This is a genomic window from Tamlana crocina (assembly GCF_012037625.1).
The window spans coordinates 1-287 of record NZ_JAAVJS010000831.1 but is presented as its reverse complement, the minus strand read 5'-3'; the positions used below and the strand labels follow the sequence as shown (position 1 = coordinate 287).

1 protein-coding gene is annotated in these 287 nt (G+C 42.2%); it reads left to right on the top strand.

Annotation, left to right across the window (positions count from 1 at the left end; genetic code table 11):
- Window positions 1-41: 41 nt before the first annotated feature.
- The coding region (locus HC176_RS19165) for a phosphoribosylaminoimidazolesuccinocarboxamide synthase (protein ID WP_280818736.1) at window positions 42-287 on the top strand (246 nt) is incomplete at its 3' end.

Below are 287 nucleotides of genomic sequence, written 5' to 3'. Positions count from 1 at the left end.
CCCCGCAAATGTGGGGTTTTCTTTTATAACAAATTATTACAATGAATACCATTACCGCTACCAACTTTAGCTTTCCGAAACAAAAACAGGTTTACAAAGGGAAAGTTCGCGATGTGTACACTTTAGAAGATGACCGTCTGGTCATGATCGTGACCGATAGGCTTTCAGCTTTTGATGTGGTATTGCCCAAAGGGATTCCATACAAGGGACAGATCTTGAATCAGCTGGCCACCAAAATGATGAAAGCTACAGAAGATATTGTTCCTAACTGGCTGGAAGCTACTCCC